Annotated in this window: 13 protein-coding genes; all 13 read right to left on the bottom strand. The window is 42.1% G+C overall.

Annotation, left to right across the window (positions count from 1 at the left end; all coding sequences use genetic code 11):
- Positions 1–2 precede the first annotated feature (2 nt).
- The gene (gene folP / locus RIB15_RS10785) at positions 3–833 is read right to left on the bottom strand and encodes a dihydropteroate synthase (RefSeq protein ID WP_350202160.1); all 831 of its coding nucleotides are present in this window, start codon (positions 831–833) and stop codon (positions 3–5) included.
- Positions 834–893: 60 nt separating this feature from the next.
- Positions 894–1,229 carry a ferredoxin FdxA gene (fdxA, locus tag RIB15_RS10790; protein WP_350202161.1) on the bottom strand — a complete coding sequence of 112 codons (336 nt, stop codon included), beginning with the start codon at positions 1,227–1,229 and terminating at the stop codon, positions 894–896.
- 127 nt (positions 1,230–1,356) lie between these two features.
- Positions 1,357–2,580, bottom strand: coding sequence for an alkaline phosphatase family protein (locus RIB15_RS10795; RefSeq protein ID WP_350202162.1), 1,224 nt, complete (start codon positions 2,578–2,580; stop codon positions 1,357–1,359).
- 13 nt (positions 2,581–2,593) lie between these two features.
- Positions 2,594–3,910 carry an NHL repeat-containing protein gene (locus tag RIB15_RS10800; RefSeq protein WP_350202163.1) on the bottom strand — a complete coding sequence of 439 codons (1,317 nt, stop codon included), beginning with the start codon at positions 3,908–3,910 and terminating at the stop codon, positions 2,594–2,596.
- Positions 3,907–4,911, bottom strand: coding sequence for a PorV/PorQ family protein (locus RIB15_RS10805; RefSeq protein WP_350202164.1), 1,005 nt, complete (start codon positions 4,909–4,911; stop codon positions 3,907–3,909). Before RIB15_RS10805 ends, RIB15_RS10800 begins: the two co-directional genes overlap by 4 nt.
- 2 nt (positions 4,912–4,913) lie before the next feature.
- On the bottom strand, positions 4,914–7,868 hold the full coding sequence (locus tag RIB15_RS10810) for a TonB-dependent receptor (protein ID WP_350202165.1): 2,955 nt from the start codon (positions 7,866–7,868) through the stop codon (positions 4,914–4,916).
- 7 nt (positions 7,869–7,875) lie between these two features.
- A complete protein-coding gene (locus RIB15_RS10815) occupies positions 7,876–9,411 on the bottom strand; it encodes a hypothetical protein (protein WP_350202166.1) in 1,536 nt (511 codons plus the stop codon).
- Positions 9,412–9,480: 69 nt separating this feature from the next.
- On the bottom strand, positions 9,481–12,702 hold the full coding sequence (locus RIB15_RS10820) for a lamin tail domain-containing protein (RefSeq protein WP_350202167.1): 3,222 nt from the start codon (positions 12,700–12,702) through the stop codon (positions 9,481–9,483).
- Between the two features lie 21 nt (positions 12,703–12,723).
- Positions 12,724–14,859: a hypothetical protein gene (locus tag RIB15_RS10825; RefSeq protein WP_350202168.1), complete on the bottom strand. Its 2,136-nt coding sequence runs from the start codon at positions 14,857–14,859 to the stop codon at positions 12,724–12,726.
- A 90-nt stretch (positions 14,860–14,949) separates the two neighbouring features.
- On the bottom strand, positions 14,950–15,645 hold the full coding sequence (locus RIB15_RS10830; protein ID WP_350202169.1) for a TIGR04283 family arsenosugar biosynthesis glycosyltransferase: 696 nt from the start codon (positions 15,643–15,645) through the stop codon (positions 14,950–14,952).
- A 34-nt stretch (positions 15,646–15,679) separates the two neighbouring features.
- Positions 15,680–16,315 (bottom strand): TIGR04282 family arsenosugar biosynthesis glycosyltransferase, encoded by a 636-nt coding sequence (locus RIB15_RS10835; protein ID WP_350202170.1) that lies wholly within the window; start codon positions 16,313–16,315, stop codon positions 15,680–15,682.
- Positions 16,312–17,358: an arsenosugar biosynthesis radical SAM (seleno)protein ArsS gene (arsS, locus tag RIB15_RS10840; protein WP_350202171.1), complete on the bottom strand. Its 1,047-nt coding sequence runs from the start codon at positions 17,356–17,358 to the stop codon at positions 16,312–16,314. The genes RIB15_RS10835 and arsS overlap by 4 nt, the downstream gene beginning before the upstream one ends.
- An 81-nt stretch (positions 17,359–17,439) precedes the next feature.
- Positions 17,440–17,775, bottom strand: a complete 336-nt coding sequence (locus RIB15_RS10845) for an arsenosugar biosynthesis-associated peroxidase-like protein (protein ID WP_350202172.1) — start codon at positions 17,773–17,775, stop codon at positions 17,440–17,442.
- Positions 17,776–17,785 lie beyond the last annotated feature (10 nt).

Here is a 17,785-nt window from a genome sequence, read left to right on the forward strand (position 1 = left end):
TGTTATTGTTGGGATTGAACTGCGTTGAATATACGAATTGAATCGGAAGCTTCCTTCACATCATGTACACGGAGGATATTTGCTCCTTTCATCAGTGCATGATAGTGTAGTGCAACAGTCCCGGTTATGCGATCGTCTGTAGGCCGGTCGTCTAATATTTTACCGATCATGGACTTGCGTGAAGCTCCTACTAATATAGAGAAACCAAATTTTTTGAATTTGTCAAGGTGGGCAATCAATTTAAGATTATGCTGTAGCGTTTTACCAAACCCAATTCCCGGGTCTAAAATGAGATGATGAACTCCCCTTTTTTTTGCTTCAGCGGACTGTCGCTCAAAAAATGTTATTACGTCCTCCACTACATCATCATATTCCGGGTTTTTCTGCATAGTCTTGGAATCGCCCTGAGAATGCATAAGAATGTAAGTGGCATCATACTCAGCGCAAAGGTCTGCAAGGCGTGGTTCTTTTTGGAGTCCGCTTACATCATTGACAATTTTTGCCCCGGCTTGCAATGCCTTTTTGGCAACTTCATACTTGGTTGTGTCGATGGAAAAAACAGCATCACTAAATACAGTCACTGCTTGTTCGAGCAGTGGAATCACTCTCTCTAACTCTTCTTCTACCGAAACAGGGTCAGCGCCCGGCCGGGTTGATTCCCCTCCCACATCTATAATCTCCGCACCGTTTTTGAGCATCAGGTGAATGCGATCCATTGCCCGGCTATGATCCAAATATTTTCCACCATCACTAAATGAGTCAGGCGTAGCATTTATAATCCCCATTATTTTTGGGGAGGACGATGCGCTTAAAATGGAGGTATTTTCAGGCAATAAAAATGATTCTTAGGAATCGTTAGAGTCAGTCAGGCTCGTATAAAATGCCAGATAAATTTACCAGGCTTCTACCAGCTGATCTCGTTTATCTTCTTTAGTAGCCCAGTCATCTGCGTCGGGTAAGGCATCCTGAGTTTCATTAATGATGCGGTCTTCCCAAGCTTCAGATAGTCTTTCATTCAAGTCGATATAATCTTCCCATTTTTCAGGAACTTCGTCATCTGGGTAAATCGCTTCAACAGGACATTCGGATACGCATGCATCACAGTCTATACACTCCATTGGATCTATAACCAAGAAGTTTGGACCTTCGCGAAAGGCATCGACCGGACAAACGGCTGCGCAGTTAGTGTATTTACATTGAATGCAAGGTTCAGTAACAATGTATGGCATATTTTTAAAACTCTGTTAGGTTGTGAAAGACTGAGTATTTCAGCAAGGGAATATCCCCTCACTTTTAGACAGATGCAATCTTAATAAAGCGTTTGGAAGCGATTTTTTGGTAAAAAAGTTTCCATAATCACTTTAAAAACACTGATAAACTGTCCAGACTCCCATCGTTTTCAGCAGGCGGAACCTTCATCAGGTGGGCCATCAAAGTATAAAGGTGAACATTTTGAAATGCTTTTCCCCGATATCCTTTCCTGAAATCAGGGCCATTAGCCACAAATATCGCATGCATCTCTTTCTCCTGATTATCAAAGCCGTGCGCACCACCCGAGGGATAATTTTCGCGGGACTCAAAATAGTCTCGGGTATTGATGGTATATCCAGGATCAGCAACCAGCAATAACTCAGGAACTCTGGAATGGTTTTTCAGATTATAGCGCTCCGGAATATCTTCTTTCTTATAGACTTTAAAATTTTCTTCATTGGCTTTTAGGGCTGAATATACTTCCTCGAGTTTCCCCTCTTCTATGTTGGCCATTATGGAAGGACTGTATTCTATAAAATTCAGGTAGTCAGGATTGATCATCTCATCCAATACCACGATTCGTTCTCTGGAAACCGCAGACATTCCATGATCAGATACAATCATGAGATTTGTATTTTCATCCAGACCAGCAGCTTCCATCTTTTCAATCAAATAGCCAACCAAATCATCTGCTCTTTCTATAGCCTCAACTACTTCAGGTGTGTCTGGCCCGAAACGATGTCCAATACCATCCACAAAACTAAAGTAAAGGGTCGCAAAGTCAACTTCCTGTTCATCTCCATAAGAAAGCCACTTTATGACCGTATCGATTCGGGCTGAGTCAGGCATTCCCTGGTTATAAGTTTTCCAATATGTTGGCCTCATACCCTGAATGGGGGTTTCTGAACCAATCCAAAACATAGTACCTGCCTTTTTGCCCGCTTTTTCTACCGTATTCCAAATGGGTTCTCCTTCATACCAATCTGGGTTTTCTACCGCATCACGGTTTCTCATCGAGAATCGGGCATCCATTTCAGGGTCGTACATACTGTTCCCTACAAACCCGTTATTTTCAGGATATAACCCTGTTGCTATTGCATAATAATTAGGAAAGGTTTTTGAAGGAAAGATGGGAATCAGGCCATCACTTATCACTCCTGTATTCACCAGCACGTCAAAATTCGGAGTATTGGCCTTCGTCAGGTAATCAGAACGAAAACCATCAAAGGAAACGAGAAGAACCTTTTCACCAGCAGGAGCCTGCCTTTTCTGGCAACTTACGTTGAGGCATGAAATAGTAATCAGGAATAGAAGGACATGCCTCTTCATTTAATGATTCTTTTTATTCGAAGTCAGTAGTAAGTTTATATCGGGCAATTCGATTGTTTCCTTTATCGGCTACATAAACAACCTGATTGAAATACGCTACACCACTTGGAGATTTGAACTGTTTAGGGCCCGAACCGAACTCACCGAATGAAACTAATACTTGTTTAGTTTGATTTTCAGCTCCGGGCGGGGGTGGCACTCCTTCCTGACCATTAGACTGAAACTGATAAAGCTTGTGTTGTGCTGCATCTACTACAAAGATATAACTATCATCATCCCCACCATACGCAATATCTGTTGGCTGCTGAAACTTATCCGGTTCATATAGAAATCCATCTGCCTGAGTAGTGTCCTGAGCTAAAAGCTGTGAGTTTTGCTGGAAGACCAATCCATCTGGCGTTTCAACTGCATTGATCCATAAAACCCTGAAAGATATATCTCTTGTTTGGTCAGCCTGAGCTATCAGAAAACTTCGATCTTCCGTAAAAGTATCACGTTGGGGAGGCGCTACAAAAGTTGCTACCGAGCTAAGCCCTATTGCACTTCTCAGAGAAGGCGTGATTGGATTTAGCGTTCGTATTTGACGAACGTTCTGCATCTTCCCGGTAAACTCTCCATTCACAGATACTCTTCTGAATTCCAGTACTGTGTTGTCTGGAGCGGCAACTTGATTGGTTTCGGTAAATGGTCCCCTTCTTGTTATATATATTGAATTATCAGCTAATGCTGAAACACCTGTAATTTCAACCTGCTCATAATTAACATTAGAACTGCGATTTAAACGTGCATTCTGAGCAGCTGATGTACTTAAACTTGCATCATCAAAAGGAAAAATAAGAGTATCGACACGGATTAATGGACCAGCTCCATTGATATTTTTGAATTTGAAAACCGCAGGTAAATTCCAGGTTATATTAGGATTAACTGACTCAATCACTGTGTCAATTCGGGCTGAAACATATACGTTTAGTAACCGGTCTTGAGTCACGGCATTTGCTCCGTCCAATTCGATGGTAACTCTTGGGTTCAAATCAGCCCGGTCGAGTAAATGTACCCCCACACTATCAGTTACATATACAAACCGGTCAAAACCAACATGTACATCAGTAGGGGAGTAAAACCTTCCTTCTGGATCGTCCGGACCTCCCCAGAAAGGGAGTACAGGAGCATACCCTTCAACGGTTTCCAAGGAAGGGTCAATACTTCCCTCTTCAAATATCTCATCTGTTGTATCATTGTCTTTAGCTCCAAAAATATTATCACATCCATACAGCAAACCTGCGGTAAGAATTAAGGAACCAATAAAAATTCTGTTTACTACTTGTTTCATAGAGCTACACTTAAACCAATTCTGTGAATTCCACCTAAACGCTCAAAAACGGTATATCCGTAATCTGCCTTTAATCTTTTGTCCATAAAAGGGACTTCTACGCCGGCCCCAAGACTAGGCCAAATTCTTTCTTCAATACCAAACTCATACCCACTTCTGATAAAAAACTGACCGATGAAACCATATTCAATTCCAACATTCAACTGTTCGGAATTATCACTTGGGTTTGTGATTTGTGCTGTCATCAACAGCTCATGGTTTTCATTTTCAATCACATTATAAGCCGCGGCAATATTAAACCTGGTTGGCAACGATAAGTCGCTTGTAGGTTCTTCCCGAACTATTCCATCCAATGTTTCATATTCTGCTTTACCAGAAGATGGGGCTTCAAAGCCAAAGTTATTCAGGCTTACTCCAAACCGAAGGCCGGTTTCTCCTACGTAGTAAAGAAAACCAAAGTCGATAGCTCCGGTTTGATAGGTTATATCAACATAATTCTCAGATAAATATCGGAGAGTAATTCCGTAACTAAACAAATCTGTAATTTGATGCGACCCGGTTACACCAGCTGATATATGGTGGGTGTTAAATGTTCTTCCCGTTCCGAGCGGTTCAAATTCTGTAGTCTCATTGATTTCACCGGAGTTTAAGTACTGTATACTTCCTCCTACAGCAAATCTTCCGATTTTGTGGATATAGCTCAAGTACTCAAGGTTGATGTCTGCCACATACTGGGTATGATTCAACATTACATTTGAACTACTCAAAACAGAAGCGTTAGCCGGATTCCAGTATAAACTTGAGCCATCAATAGCATCAGCCATATTAGAATTACCCATAGCAGCACTACGTGCGTCAATCGAAATTTTCGCAAACTGAAAGCCTTCAGTACCTGCCCGGTCATCACCATAGCTGGTTTGGGCTAAGGCACTTTGACTGTAAAGCAACCCTCCGATAAGAAACAACAAACAACTTTTTATCAATGCTTTAATAAATTTCATAATTAAAAGTTTATAGATACTCCAAATACGATGTGTCTCTGCTCAAGATAATTTGCAGGGTTTTCATACGCCGGCAGATTATTATCGGTAGGATCCAGATAACGAGGGTCTCTTACATTATTTGGCACATCATAACTTCTGTTATCCCTTAAGTCGATCAACGAAGACTGGCCAGCAGGATAACTCTTATATCCTTTCCCTGTAACCGGGTTAATAATTACAGAACTCTGATTATTTAAAATATTTGTGATTTCAAGGAAAGCAGCGATTCGGGTTCCATTCACATCAAACCACTTTCTTATGTTGAAATCCATATAGAACCAAGCCGGACCGACTTCGCTGTATCTTTGAGCCGGATCGTCTAGCTGTTCATAAATTGGGCGCCAATCGCGAACTCCGGTTACCGGGTTTCTTTCAAACCCTACAAATTCGTAAGGAGTGTAGCGCTGACCGCTTCTCCAGACAGCTGATAAAAACATCTGGAACTGGTTCAGGGGAGCAAGATCAAACAAGGGTTCATCCCTGTCGTAGGTAAACCTGATATTTCCTTTAATATCAAATGGGCGATCCCAGGCCAATGGGGTCTCAATGTTATTGCCCACATTCTGACTTGCGTTGATCGCATTCAGGTTATCGTCATTTGTTGAACTCAAACCTTCTGCGCGGGAATAAGTAAATGAAACCTGTCCTTGTAGCAGATCTTTATATCGCTTGATATAACTGACTTCCACTCCCCTGGAACGTGCATAGTCTCCATTAATCCGGAAAGCCTTTGTGGTCGGTCTTCCATTAACATCAGCAACTGTGATTAGCTCAGAAGTCACAAAATCATATTTGTCTCTCCAGAAAGCCGATACATTCAGTGCATCATTTGCAGTAATTTGGTTTCGAAGGCCAATTTCATAGGATATATCGATTTCCCGGTTCAGGTTTGGATTCCCCAGGTTTGGGAGATCAGATTGATCCTGGTAAAAGGGATCGAGCCCGGCATACACAAATCGGGGGTGAGGAATACGAGCCGAGTGACCATAGTTAAAGAACAACACCTGATTTTCTCTTACCGGAAAAGAAACATTAACCTTTGGAAGGAAAATGAACTTAAACCTGTTGCCAAAAATCTCTGTGGTTTCGTCGAGGTAATCCTGTGCAATAAACTCAGGAATGGTTGAATAGGTATTTGGATCCAGCGCTTCCTGAACCCGATCATCCACATATGTTCCCGGAGACCAGTACTCAAATCTACCTCCGATATTAGCAATAAGTCCATTGTAGCGAATCTTGTCGGTCAGGAATATGGCACCACGCATTGGCTTCACTCTCCAGGCGTCAAAGCTTTCTCCAACCCGAAACGTCTCAGAAACGGTGTTTTCATCAATCCGGATAGGAGCACCGATCCATGGGCGGGTGATGTCAATCCACTGGTAATCATTGAATTTCATCTCAAAACCAAAAACCAGCTGATTATTTCGCTCGTTAAAATATTTAGTAATACTGGATTTCAGCGTCAGCTCTTCAGCAAAATGGTCGTGCCATAGTGTTGCAATTCCACCATTATTAATATATCCCGGACCAGCTAATACATAGGTAAAGTCATCCGTTCCCTGAAATTCCTCTCCCGGATATGTGTTGATACTTCCCGGGTCGAATTCACCATCTACGTTTTCCGGTCTCCAGTCACGGCCGTTGGCATCTGCTCTGAGGCGGGTGAATAAACGGCTTGCCTGAACTTCATAAAATGCCGTTTGAGAAATGGTATGAGTCCACTTTAAATAAGAAAGGTTGCTATCGTGAGTATAGGTATTCGCGTTATCGAGGAACCCATTTGAAAAAGCAAACTGGAAGCCGGGCTGAATTTGTGTATCGGCTCCGGTAATCTGAAGCATCCGGGTGTTTTGATTAATAGTCAACGATCTCTGATAAGCTCCCTGAAGCCGCATTCCGGGCTTGATGTTGTACGTCAGCTTCATCATTCCATTCCAGCGATTCCCCTGTCTGGGAGACCAAAATGCATTGTCTACAATCGATGACCTGATCTGATCAGCGGATAGTTTAGTGTGCCCGTCGGCCATGGCGATTTGGCCCGTAGCAAAGAAGTAAATATCCCCGGGTAAGTTAAGTCCGGCTAGTGGCAATAGTTTTTGAGTTATTGGCTCAGGTCCGCCGATGCTTAACTCATAAACATCCTCAAAAAAGTTTGCCTCATTAGACATTACGTTCGAACCGAAATTATCCCGCTTATGAGAAAAACTACCTTCGTATTGATCTCCACCATCCCGTGTTTGAACCGATACAACTCCTGAAGTCACATCGCCATACTCGGCACCAACTCCGCCAGTGATAACTTCAACATTACTAAATGAATTTGAACCAAGATCCAGGCCAAAACCGGTTCCTGCCAATGGATCCTGTGCAGACACACCGTCTACCACATAACCGGTTTCGTAAGCCCGTCCGCCTTTTATGTATAATCCGGTTGGATCTTTTACCACACCTGACTGAAGCGCCACAGCATCTTCTACTTTTTGAATAGGCGCGGCTTCAATATCGGAACGGGAAATGGTTGAGGAAGTGCTTGATTTCTCTACATCAAAAATAGGGGCTTCGCCAACTACCACAACTTCTTCTTCAGCACTCAGAACCTGCTCCCGGAGTGCGTAATTAAGTTCTGTGGTTTCACCAGCTTCTACCTGAATACCGGTAAGAAGAACTGTTTCAAAACCTACATAGGTGATTTCGATGTTATACTGTCCCGGGCGGATGTTTCGGATGGTATATTCGCCATCAATATTTGTAGCTGAACCAAAGGAAGTTCCAACAATTCGTACGTTTACACCTATCAATCGCTCTTCGGTTTCATCAGCGGTAATAGTCCCGGAAATAGACCCTGTATTTTGAGCCCATGCCGAGGACGTTCCCAAAAGAATAAACAGTAATAAAATCAGATTAAATCTTTTCATAATAACCTCAATTGCTAAAACCTAATCGTTGAACGCAAACATATTCGATGAATTCAGCCAAATTATCATTCCCGTTCAACGTAGTAATGTCGATACCAAAGTAGACTAAATTGCCCTCTGGGTTTTCAATGCCTACACCCTCGAATCTTGTGAAATCTTCTATCTGACCCTGAATGGTGGTCGCTCTGAAATCTGTTTCATACAACAGGGAGGCTCCGGCTATTGGTTTTAAAGGGGCAATACCTGTCTGTCTTGACTCTGTCAGTAAAGTTGGTGCCCCCTGTAAATCAACCGGTGTCACATCCTCATTTGCATTAAACACAAATCCTGTTTCCTGTCCACCAGGCAAGAAATAGCCTACTGAGTCTACCGGAAGAAAATTAAATATTTCCGCTTCAGGGCTTAATCCGGAAGGTGGAACCATGGGGATGTTAACAAACACGGTTCCATTATTTTCAAAAAATTCGGTTGTGATATCCAGCGCATGAATAATGTTTCTTTGAATGCTATTGGACACCCAATAAATATGATCCCACTTAGCCAATGTTTTAACGAGTGTTGGATTGACAACGCTTGGAAACTGATCAGATAATTCGATGGTACCCAAAGCAGGTTGCCCTGTATTTATAATCCATTGATCCGGGGTTATGCCATTTGCTCCAAGATAGGAGAAATGCTCGGCTTGTTTCTCAAGGTAATCACTCGTTGAAATATCATTGATAAACAGAACCTTTGACGTTTGAGGTTTTATATACCAGCTAAGCGTGTCTACATTACTTACCGCACCCGCAGCATCTGTTGATCTAACATAGGCCGTATTTGTAGCTCCCACTTCAAGGCCTGGTATTTGAAGACGATTACCATCTTCATCTACACCTGTACTATATGCTCGTCCAATAAAAACGTCGGCTGTTTTTGTGCCTAATGTAGTATTATCTATTTCAAGAGAGATGAATATTCTGCCATCGTTATCTTCATCAAATGGTATCTCAGTCCATCCATCTATAGTATCATTAATGGCAATTTCTGTTGATCTGATATTCAGCAACCCATCCGGATCATTTACAGTCCATCCAAAACTATGAATAGAAAACAAAGAATCGGGCGGCGTTTCATTTTGGTTGAACGAAACGGTAGGAAGTGAATTAACGATCGGATAAACTAATCGGGCGCCAACCGGGTCCCGGGCATCTTCGTTGTCAACTGCTCGAACTTTGAAGAGAACATCGTCCACATTTTGACCTTCTGTGATAGGCAAAATAAATGTACTGTCAGATCGTGTAGTAAATGTCCAGGCTCCTTCACTGGTATCATTTATAGCATATTCATACCCCACAATATACCCATCCGGGTCGTTGCCCCACCAGGATATATTAATCTGGCTGGACAACCGAAAATCTTCTCCCCTGTTAATCTTTTCTACTGTAAGATTAGTTGATGGAGGCTTGTTTTCTGAAGACGTACCAGATAAACCGGCATCACATCCTGAAATAATTATGCCAGCCGATAATAAAGCTAAAATTAAAATGAAGGACTTGTACATCTGAACTATTTAGTTATAAAAAATAGGAATGAGGAGTTTTCCATCCTCATTCCAGGATTATCTAATTTTTTACTTGATTAACATCATTTTCTTGATGCTTTCGAATGAACCAGCTTCAATGCGGTAAATATACATACCACTTGCCAGTCTGGATGCGTCAAACGCTGCTGTATGGCTACCCGCTGTCATTCTTTCGTTCACCAAAGTGGCTACTTTTCTACCCAGCATATCATATACCGTTAGCTGTACATTAGCAGCCTGTGGCAGATCAAACGCGATGTTTGTTGTTGGGTTGAATGGGTTCGGATAGTTTTGCTTCAGGTCAAAGCTCTTAGGCAAGCCTGTTTCAACTTCTCCTGAAGTTTCCATTGCCCGCTCAAGATTCAGACGGTAATACAGTGGAGTGAACTCATCCGTAGCAGGACTATAACCCTCAGCCACAGCTACAGTATCGGTGCCGTCGCTTACACGTACATTCCATACGAAGTCTGCACTTTCGCCTACATTCAAACCAGCTGACGCTAGTAAGCCATCCACAGTAGCAAAGTCCAGTGTTACCGCTGATTCACTTGCATCATCGTTTGATGGTACCGTTACAATAACTTCTGTGGTATCAGCTGAGTAGAGTACCCACTCATAAGTAACATCATTACCGTCAAAATCAGTAGTAGCTGACCATTCAACAGTAATATCTCCTGTAACCTGAACAGATGCTTCATCTGCCGGAGTTTCCAGATCAAAACCAGTGTCTGGCAATGTCCAGTCATCAGCTACAACATCATCCAGTGTTCTCATAATCATCTTAGCATTACCAAATGAGAAGTGAAGAACACCTGTGAATGATTCAATAATAGCACCTGTCTTAACATGCTCGTTTAAGTTAGCACCATAAGTGGTAGACCCAAAGTTCACGTTGTCATCAACACGAAGGCCATCACCAGCTTCAAGAGTATCGACACCAGCATCTCCGCCTTGTCGTGAACCGATTTCCCACTCACCGAAGTCACTGGAACCATCAGCCTGGTTTGTAGTTACTTTCACATCGTTGAAAGTAAGCAACACACCTTCATATTTCTCATATGCTCCCGGTGAACCGGTTACGTCCTGAGTAATTAAAGAAACTGCCATGGTATCAACTTCAGCATTAGGTGTAGACAGCACTTCAAATTCAGTAAGCTCTACAGAGGTAACATCAAATGTTTCACCAACAACCAGTTCGGTAATATTAATCTGATCTCCGATCTGTAAGGCTTCTGTTTCACTGTTCGCTTCTACATAAACACCAGACCATGCTGCAGCACGATCCTGAATAGTAATAAAGCCACTTTCCGATGCACTTGAAACAACAGTTGCTGTAATATCAACTGGTAAAGCACCGGTTCCTAACAGCGGGCTGTCTCCCGGAAGTCCATCAGCTGTTTCCTGTACAAAGGAGATTGCTGAAATTGGCTCATCAGTTACAAAGAAGTTAAAAGCACCTGACAGAGGAGCCCGACCTGTAAGGCCATTGTCATCTGTGGCTTCAACATAAAATGAAACTGGTGTAAAGTTATCAAAAGTTGGCAGTGTAGCCGAATAACTTCCTGTACCTGTCATCGCAAGGGTGTCGGTAGATTCTGGAGTAGAGTAAATCAGATTCACTCCTGTTACTGTAGCTCCTTCAACACCCTGAGCGTCAGCCGTTACTGTTACTGCATCAGAAGAGGTAACCGAAGAATCAGACAGCTCTACATTTGAGATTACAGGTGGCAACCCATTTACAATCAGGTCATTTGGCCATTCAAAACCGTTAACACCATCCACAAAACGTGTTTGATTCAACCATACAACGCCATCTTCCATCGGGTTGATACTAAATGCACCATTACCATCAGGAACGAGACCATCGGGATCATCACCTACGTAGTTAATGAAACCGCTGATATCAACGTTAGCACCTGCAGCAGGAGCCTGGAATGGACCGTCTTCCCCTTGTTGTCTTCTATAATTGTATGTAGGAAGGTAAGTCGCGCGATCGTTTCTGTAGCGCAATGAAGTATCATAAATATAGATTCGTGAACCATCTTTATTCACGGCCCAGTCAATACGATCTTCTCCACCAATATTACTCACGGTAGCTGACGTAATTTTCACATAAGCACCGTTGTACTTGGTGTAATTGCTGAAGTTCATGGCAAGCTCGCCATCTTCAAACGTGTTAATTTCAGACATTTCCACTTCCCAAGGCTGGAGTAACTCTGCATACTTTTCAAAGCCACCACCTTCTGTGTTTACATTACCTAAAAGCTCTGTGGCCTCAACTGCTACCTGAGCAGTTCCACCGAAAAATCCAAGTATTGCATCAAAGGTCACAACATCACCACGAGTGAACGAATCGATTAACTCATAGTCAGATTCTACAATCTGAATTGACATCCCTGCACGACCTAAATCTACGGCATGTGTATCTGTTACGAATATGTGAATTCGACCAATCTCGTCTATTTCACCATCGTTGTTTGTATCGTTAGGAGTAGCAAGACCTGAGTTCTTCGGGTAAGAAGTAACTACAGCAGTAAACGTAACTTCTTCACCAACAAGTGGGTGAGCTTCTAACGCTGCTTCAGAAAATTCTGTAAGCCCATCATAGGTATTAAGATCTCTGATAGTAAAAGGAGCATTATCAAAATCATGGATACCTAAATTGCTAAAATCATTTTGAGGTCGAACAACCCACTCAGATGAAGCATCATCGGTACCAAAAGAACCTAGTACAGTAGTATTTCCTGAAGTAACACTTGATTTACGAACTAATGTATGTTCTCCAGTAGCATTTGCAGTATCACCAACGGCCCAAGCAGATCCAGGGTCTGAATCAGGATCTCCAAATACATCAATGAATGTCGTGTCTGTTCCGGAAATATGAATGATTGCACGGGCATCATCGCCATTATGATGAACTACACTCGGGAAGCCCAATACTTCATCAGCATTTGCGCTGTTATACAAAGCCGAGCTGACCTGATCGGTAACAATAACATATGTTCCATAAGGTTTGATTGAAGCACCAGATGGAAATTCGTGATAAAACGCCCATCCTCCTCCATTACTTGATTGGGCAATCTGGTAACTATCCAAGCTAACTGCAGAACTATTCGGATTGTACAACTCGATTGCTTTGTTATTGCTCGATCCTTCGATATACTCAGAAATCAGCAACGCGTCTTGTGCATTTACAGCACTCATACTAAAGAGGAAAGTACAGACGAAAAGCATCGCCGCCTTCACTCCTTTTTTTGTAGCATTAATCATAATTGATCCTCTGTCTTTTGATTATTTGATAATAAGTAGTTTACCTGTTTGTACTTCTCCTGAATCCAAATCTTTAACGGAAAACAGATATAAACCCGTTGATAAGATCTGATTTGCATTAGACTGTAAATCCCATGCATGCTCTCCACCTGCCAATACCCTGGGATCATCACTAAAACTATCGAACCAGGAAATATCACCATTGTAGGTAGCCGAATTATGATCCAATTCAGCAACAATATCTCCAGCTACGGTATAAACCCGAACTTCTGCTCTGGCAGGCAAATTATAGAAATAAAGCTTTCTGGTATCTTCATTAGCGCCATCCCATGCAGCATTTATACGGTATGGATTCGGGTACACGCCTACTTTATACTGTTTTTCGTTGCTTCCAAAATTTTCATTTACTGGTGTTCCGGGGAAAATTCTTACAGAGTTTGCACTGGTAGAACTTTCGAGGCTTCCGATTTCAAAGGTATCACTCCCTCCATCAAAGGCCGTTACCGACACTTCATATTGCCATCCACTCAACAACCCATCTAAATCATAACGATACCAATATTCTGTCGTATCGCCTTCAAAGATTTCAGGCTCACTCAATTCCACTTCCTCAAAACCGGTATCAAAAGCAATTTGATTATCTTCGATATCAAATTCCCGAATCAATCGGGGATTAGCGCTCTGGCCATCTCCTAACTGAGAACTATAAATACGATATCCTTCAAAGTCCATTTCTCCCGACACCCGGTCTACTGAACGTTCCGCTGTTCGATCCCAATATATTGACGCTTTACCCTCTTCCAGCTGAATACGCACTTTAGGATTATCAGGCGGGGTAGGAAATAAGTATCGGGTTAACTGCCCGTCACCATCCGTATCTTCACCCGGATCTAAAATACCATTGTCATTTACATCCTCGCCCTGAAACACTCGATTAGCTGAACTAATGGTCTGCTTCAAAAGCGCCCGGGATTCTTCAGTATCAATCTCTTTAATATTTTGGGTGGTTCCCTGGAACTCTTCAGGCTTTTGTGCAGCTGAATAAAGAAAATAAACGGTAATGGTTTCACCAGCCTCGACACGCGGAAACGGCCCCATAGAAATAAAAGAAATATAGTTACCAGCTCCGTCCTGACCATCCTCACGAAGGGCATCCCTGTATGGCTCTCCCTGGGCATTTGTCGAGTCAATAGGGAAGCGTTCTGCCATTCGGGTAAACCGGTCAATATCATTAGAAGGCGCATTAAACACTCCGGTTCCTGAACTAAACAACCAGTAACTCGGGCCTACCATCGGTACATTTATACCTTGCTGTTGCAGGTAGTCTTCATTTTTAGGGTGAAAGAAATCCCCCCGATACTCAGCTCCAATAAGTGAAATAGCACCATAAGTATTAATGGCAGGCTCGCCATTTGGAGACCCTGCATCAAAAGCGTAGGTGGTATATAGAGAATCGAGATAGCCAATTCCATTTTTGTTAAAGAATTCACCGCCGGTCTCATTGGTCGCCAAGTCCCGAACTACTAAATCAGCATACATCCCTACAAAAACGCTGTCCCATGTTGCCGCGCCTGCATAAAGCTGACTATTGTTGGTAATCTCATATTTAATAATGGAAAAATTCTCCGTAAACGGGAATCCCCAGTTATAACTCTCAAGGCGTACATCAGCATAGAGTGGTGTATCATGCCCACTGATTGGCGTTCCATTTATATCACGACGACGATCTGAAAACTCTGCAATAATATCCTGCTCACCAACAGATTGAGCAGAAAAGAATTCATCATTAGGATTGCTGCTTCTTCTTAAAATGATATTGTCTGCAGTAAATTCGAACCCGGACCCTCCTCTTGTGTATCCCCCTGAGGTAGTCACTGAAGATGTGGAAACTCTCAGCTGAGAATTATTATAAAGAGCGCCAATCCAAATTCCAGCCTCAAATAAATGCTCAATCTGTGAGTCGCTGGGGTAACGCATACTGAAACCTCCTTCCGGATTGTTCCGAACGTCTGGCTTTCCAATTGTTCCATAATTCGTGATGGACAGGCCGATAGTACCAACATTGGTTTCGGCTCTTTCAAATGATGCCTGCGCGTAAAGATTTGCAGCAAATAGAGTTAAGAAAAAAACGGTTAATCCTGCTCGGACAATTCTCATATAGATTACTAACGGGGTTTTCTTTAAGGCTGACAAATATAGTAATAAAGGAAGCCAACCTCTTCGGTCACCCTACCTTTTAACACTATCTTAATATGACGAGCCTGACATAAACGTTTTATAAAAGTGTGCTATTACCTCTTGGCTGATATTTAAATAAAAGAGGACTACAATTATAGTAAAAATGAACTGCAATCTGAAAACCCCAAATCGTTGATATTTCCTAGCCGAAGTAATAACCTGTTTTTCTATTATGCCAAATTGTGCGTGATTTTTAAGTCTGCTTACGATCTCCTGGTCTTCCATTACAAGCATCTGTTCATCAAATCCATTTATTTTATAAAAAAGCGCTTTTCTGACAAATAGACTTTGGTCGCCAAACCTGAAAAAGTCAATATTGAACCTGGTGAACCAGCCATAAAATCGAAGCGCCGGATGAGCATTGTCAAACTTTAGCCGGAAACAACCACACTCAAAACCATCCTTTATTTTCTGTTTTATATCTGCAATAAAAGTAGGTGGCGGAGTAGTGTCAGCATGAAGAAAATACAACCATTCACCATTGGCTTTTTCGGCCCCAAAATTCATTTGATTGGCGCGCCCTTTTAACGGGCTTACCAGTACTTTGGCTTCGAGTGACTTAGCCACCTCAACAGTCTGGTCAGAGCTGCCGCCATCAACTACAATAATTTCGAGTTGCTCTCCACCAGTATGTGCCTTTAAAAATGAAAGTAAGTCTCTAATTTTGGCTTCTTCATTATAAACCGGAATAATGATGCTGATCATAAACTAAAGTAATAAATCTACTACTGGCAGAACACTACAAACCAGACTTAACTCTATTCCAGTCTTCAATAGTATCTACATCATTCAATTCTTTCAATGTGGTAAAGCTGCAACCAAGTTCCTGAATTTTTTCTATTGTTTCTTGAAAAACCGAACCGGTACTCCATTCAATATCTTCAAAAACTTCCGGGTAGAAATTTCGCATTCCTAAAAGGTAGTACCCTCCGTCTTCAGCCGGACCGATTACAAATTCATGCTCTTCCAGCTCCTGAAAAGCCTGCTGAATGATACCGGAGCTAAGCTCCGCACAATCACTGCCAATAATCACCACTTTTTGGAAAGATTCTTCCATGAAAGACTCCTGAAAAGCATTAGACATCCTCTTTCCCAAGTTTTCCCCTGACTGAAGCTGCTTTTTAAAATCACCGCCTTCCCAAATGTCATTCTCTGCGATGAACCGGGAATACCATACTTCTTTAGCCACTTCTAAATTGCGGGTTTGCTCAAAGGTCCAGCCCAGTAATTTCTGATATACCTCAAGTGACTGCTCATCTCCGATTGTAGCTGCCAGCCGGGTTTTTGTTTTCCCGGCCTCCTCGTTCTTCACGAAGATGATGAGCTTTTCCCTCGTTCTTCCTTCCTTGTTCAATGTTCCTTGTTGGATGTTCAAGTAGTCGCGCCCCCACAGCTGCTTCCAGCTCCCGCAGTACATCCGAAACAATGCTGATCAATCCTAATCTCCCGGTTATTCAGTGACTCAAGATCAAAGCCTTTGATGTGTTGAACGCTGTCTTCATGGGTCTCCATATCCAGCATTTGATTGAAATCACAATCAAATAAGCGCCCATCCCAACCAATTGAAATGGTATTTCGGCACATCACACCTGCCGCTGCAGAAGGGTTAAATGACTCAATCAGCTTTTCCATGTACTCTTCCAAATTACCGGACATCAGCAAAAAGTTTAGAAACCGACTGATGGGCAGATTGGTAATGGTGAACAGATCGTTAAAAACGATTTCATGTTTTCTTTTAAGCTCTTTCTTGAATTCCTGCTTAATCTCTTCCTGATCGCCCGGCAAAAAAGCTCCTACAGGATTATAAACCAGATTCAATAATAAGCCGGTATCCTCTTTTCCATATCCAATTTCGTTTAGGCGTTTCAAGGCTGTTATGGATTTATCATAGGTACCCTCACCACGCTGTCTGTCGGTACGTGATTTGCTATAAAATGGAAGAGAACAGGTGACTTCCACTCCATACTTTTTAAAAAATTCGGGTAAATCACTAAACTTATTGGTCGTTAATATGGTAAGGTTTGATCGAACAATTACATGTTTACCTAACTTCGAAACTTCTTCCACGAACCATCGGAAATGCGGATTCATTTCAGGAGCTCCACCCGTCAGATCTACCGTTTCAATGTCTGTTCCTTTCAATGCTTCAAGACAATACCCGAATGTCTCTTTGCTCATAATTTCCTGGCGATCGGGACCGGCATCCACATGGCAATGTTTGCAGGTCATATTACACATATAGCCTACATTCATCTGGAAAATCTCAATTCCTGTTGGCTTCAGAGGATATAAGCCAATGGGATCAATCTTATCTTTGAAGCTCGGGAGTGATTTAATTTTTTCGCTGTGGTTATTGATGATATCGAGCTGAACGCTGGGTTTTGCCAACTCATTTGATTCTGCCAATAAGCTTTTCATAAAAAACCTTTCTTTTTGAAATAATATTGATTAGCCCATATATGAAAACGGGCCAAGTCATTTTAATTCTGCAATAAATAATTACATGGAAAGGTCTTTCACCTTATTCATCATTTGTACTCCATGAACCAATGAAGAGCCTCCACGAATAGCTGCAGCTACATGAACGGCTTCCATCATCTGCTCTTCACTTGCTCCTTTTTCCAGGCTGTCAGTGGTGTATGCGTCTATACAATATGGACATTGAACTGTATGAGCTACAGCAAGAGCTATCAATGCTTTTTCTCTTTTAGATAATGCGCCCTCTTCAAAAACCTCCCCATAGTACTCAAAAAACTTATTCCCCAGATTTTCCTGGAACTCAGTGATATCGCCAAACTTCTTCAGATCTTCTGCTTTGTAATAAGGATTATCCATAATTGTATTT

Origin of the sequence: Gracilimonas sp. (assembly GCF_040218225.1) — a bacterium.
In the GTDB taxonomy this organism is placed as follows: Bacteria; Bacteroidota; Rhodothermia; order Balneolales; family Balneolaceae; genus Gracilimonas.